Raw genomic sequence first — 3,070 nt, forward strand, 5'->3', positions numbered from 1 at the left:
ATGCGATGCGCCACCAGACCGACATTTACCTGAGAGAGAACAAGAAATCCGGCGCTCACCACTGACCGATGCGCAGCCGTCGCCCTCGCGGGCCAAGATTGACCGCGAGTGGCCTTACCAGGTTGCGCTGCCCGATGATCTATACACGGGACACAGCTTCTCGCTGATCCGCGATTTCTGCGAAGAGCGAGGGCTGGTCCCAATAACAAGGCAGGGGCGGCGCTGAGAAATGCCACGCCGGCAATCTCCGGCCCTACACCTTCATGCAGGCCATGGGTGCTTGGATGCGGCGCCCAGTTTCTCCAGTGGGCCAATCATAACGCATCAGGTCAGGCCCGCGTTTACGCGTTCGACTCTACCTCCCGCGAAAAAGTACCTGTCGATACATGCGATCTAGCCGTCGCCTTGGGGTCAAGGAGCAAAATTCAAAATGCATTGTTAGGTGTAAAGATTAGGAGCGACCTATGCACCCCAGCCTCACCTCGAACAATATGGCTCGCGGCACTCCGACTACGCCGGCCGCGGAAGGGCTAGCTCCGGCGTTGGCCCGCAACATTGACGCTCTCGTCGAGCGTAGAAGGCGAGAGGCGAAAGCCGCTTCTCTTCAGGAAAGGGCCGCCGCCGCAATCAGCAGATTTGCCGGCAGCATGATCTTCGTCTACATCCATCTCGTTTTCTTTGGCGGCTGGATCGCCTTTAACACTGGTATCGCTCCGATCGTTCAGGCTTGGGATCCTTCTTTAGTCATCTTGGCCATGCTCGCGTCCGTGGAGGCAATATTTCTCTCCACCTTTGTGCTTATCAACCAGAACCGAATGGCCGCTGAAGATGACGCGCGGGCTGATCTCGATCTCCAGGTTAGCCTGCTCAACGAACACGAGACTACCAAGCTGATCAAGATGGTCGAGGAGATTGCCAAGCGTTTAGACATCCAGACGGAAGCAGACGAGGAATTGAAGGAACTGAAGCGCGATGTGGCGCCCGAAGCAGTTCTCGACAAGATCGTGGAGGCAGGAGATCAGCCAACGCTCGGCTGAGCAATTAGCCGCTTACTAGAGCACGTCCTGTGATCGATGAATCGATTGTGATGTGACGGCTGCGTTTTGTGCTGATTCAACATCCACCTCGATGGAGGCCGGGCCGCGCGCTCAATATCGATTAATGACCGTGCAGCATCTGTCGTGCGCTGCTCTCTCTCATCTCTTTGCGTCCATGTAGCCAAGCGTCGCTCCCTAAAGTGCATGCCGCCGACCTGGTGGCACGGTGCTTGATCGAACCATGGCGGTTCGTCAGCTTGTGCCACAGATTGCAGACATAGGAAAACGGGCATCGTAGCGGGCCTTGCCCACTGCGGCCGCCAAAGGGATCGTGACGGAACGCTGATAGGTTTCCCGACCTTCCGGAGGGTACCCTTCGATCAAAGCGCGACGGTCAAGGGTGTACGTCGAGGGGACGTGGACTGTCCCGGGGGAGTCGGTAACGAAGCGCTCCACGGTGGCCGCGCATACCCAGTTCTGGACAATCGGATATGGAGATCGGACGCCGCCCTGCGGCACATCCGGGGGTCAACACCGTCACCCCCTCGAATGTGATCGGAGAATTGTCCAGCGCCGATGAGACCACGCTGGCAAGGCCTGCTCCGGCCAGGCCTTGCATGGCGACGTGCTGAACCCGAGGGTGTTCTTGCGGCGTGTGCTTCCAACCCTTTGTGATCGCATCGGGCCATACCGCACCCTTGGCGATCGCCTGCTCAAATGCGATGTGTCTTTGGATGCTCCAAGTGCGGCAAACGTCTCGTGCAGCCCGATCGTGTCGGCGCGGAGCTTCAGCAGTCCGTCGGAATATCGGGCGGTGATCCGGTCCACCAGATTGGTAGGGATTGCTTTACCATCTCGGATCGCAGATGTGATCGTTCGGTCGAAACGTTTGTCGCGTTGCTTCCGAGTCAGATAGGCCCGCAACTGGTCGGGCTCGCCAGAGAGCAGTTCATCGCGGGCTCGGGCAACATAGTCGCTCTGAACTGTGGTGAGCCCGATCACCCCGCCTTTTCTGCTGCCGGTCACCCGATTGATGCGCCCGACCACCTCCAGTGCCGTCCTGGTCGGATTGGCGCCGCAGCACGACCGGAAAGCCGCTTGGATCGCGAAGCGCCGGCATCTGCTCGACGCTGGCAACGCCGCCGCCGTTGAAGGTCTGCCGGAGGGCCTCTTCCAGGGGCCGAAACGCGGCCTCGTCGAGGTTCATCGCCTGGATCGCGCCGTTGATGTCGCCGCGCTCAAGGCGCTCAACTATGCGGCGCAGGACGATGTTCGAGCGGATGTCGTCGATCGCCTCGATGAACGCGGCGCGCAGCATCGGCTCATAGGTCGAGACAAGCTGTTCGAATCGCTCGCGAGGTGATAGGCGCTTTAGCATGTGGAACTTTCAGGCCACGCAACGCAGTGTTGCTGGCTAGTTTTCATGTCAGTGAGGGGCAATGGCCGGCACACCTTTGATCAGTATTCTGATCACTTTCCTCGTCATCGTTCTGGTATTGTATCTCGTTAACCTGCTGCCGCTTGACGGCCGTACCCGCCAGATCGCTCGAGTTGTCGTGATCATCATCGGCATCGTTTCATTGCTGAAATACCTCGCGGTATTTTAAGCCGCCACAATGCGATATACGCCACCGGCGTACCTGCCGGTGGGATGGGCCGCAGGTCTTTCATGACCAGCTCGGCGCCGTCGATGATGCCGTCATGGCGGTGACAATGGCCGGCACCGCGAACGTGATCTGGTTGTCGGTCGCCACAATCAGTGTCCCCCCTCGACGTATTTCTGAGAGACTCGGCGTCTCGCGGCCTCGAGCGGATAATCTGTCACCGTCGGAGTGCCCGGTATCCATGGCATCGATGGGTCTAGAGCGCCGGTTGTGCTTTCTCCGCAGAAAGACCTCTCCCTGCCCTAATCCGCCCTCGCCATCCGGCTGGAGCAGTTCCGTAACCATTTCGGCCATGTCGTCGTAGAAGCCGGCCATCTACACGACCGAAATATCAGGCAGACCGTAGGCGGGACCGATTAGCGGGGCGGG

At 59.2% G+C, this 3,070-nt stretch carries 4 protein-coding genes and 1 pseudogene; 4 read left to right on the forward strand and 1 reads right to left on the reverse strand.

Annotation, left to right across the window (positions count from 1 at the left end):
* From NKJ17_RS33675 to NKJ17_RS33690, 4 genes and pseudogenes are all read left to right on the forward strand, one after another.
* A pseudogene (locus NKJ17_RS33675) lies at nucleotides 1–226 on the forward strand (hypothetical protein); the annotation flags it as partial.
* A gap of 238 nt (nucleotides 227–464) precedes the next feature.
* Nucleotides 465–1,037: a DUF1003 domain-containing protein gene (locus NKJ17_RS33680; RefSeq protein WP_352509985.1), complete on the forward strand. Its 573-nt coding sequence runs from the start codon at nucleotides 465–467 to the stop codon at nucleotides 1,035–1,037.
* 988 nt (nucleotides 1,038–2,025) lie between these two features.
* Nucleotides 2,026–2,400 carry a hypothetical protein gene (locus tag NKJ17_RS33685; protein WP_352509986.1) on the forward strand — a complete coding sequence of 125 codons (375 nt, stop codon included), beginning with the start codon at nucleotides 2,026–2,028 and terminating at the stop codon, nucleotides 2,398–2,400.
* Nucleotides 2,401–2,476: 76 nt separating this feature from the next.
* The gene (locus NKJ17_RS33690; RefSeq protein WP_352509233.1) at nucleotides 2,477–2,644 is read left to right on the forward strand and encodes a Thivi_2564 family membrane protein; all 168 of its coding nucleotides are present in this window, start codon (nucleotides 2,477–2,479) and stop codon (nucleotides 2,642–2,644) included.
* Between the two features lie 60 nt (nucleotides 2,645–2,704).
* Here NKJ17_RS33690 and NKJ17_RS33695 read toward each other — a convergent pair whose 3' ends face one another.
* Nucleotides 2,705–3,016 (reverse strand): hypothetical protein, encoded by a 312-nt coding sequence (locus NKJ17_RS33695; protein WP_352509234.1) that lies wholly within the window; start codon nucleotides 3,014–3,016, stop codon nucleotides 2,705–2,707.
* Between the last annotated feature and the right edge of the window lie 54 nt (nucleotides 3,017–3,070).

Source organism: Mesorhizobium sp. M0208 (genome assembly GCF_040322015.1).
In the GTDB taxonomy this organism is placed as follows: domain Bacteria; phylum Pseudomonadota; class Alphaproteobacteria; order Rhizobiales; family Rhizobiaceae; genus Mesorhizobium.

Bases quoted from the DNA above. Each gene is read 5' to 3' on its own strand.
- NKJ17_RS33680 (WP_352509985.1), top strand. From the start codon at position 465: ATGCACCCCAGCCTCACCTCGAACAATATGGCTCGCGGCACTCCGACT.
- NKJ17_RS33690 (WP_352509233.1), top strand. From the start codon at position 2,477: ATGGCCGGCACACCTTTGATCAGTATTCTGATCACTTTCCTCGTCATC.
- NKJ17_RS33695 (WP_352509234.1), bottom strand. From the start codon at position 3,016: ATGGCCGGCTTCTACGACGACATGGCCGAAATGGTTACGGAACTGCTC.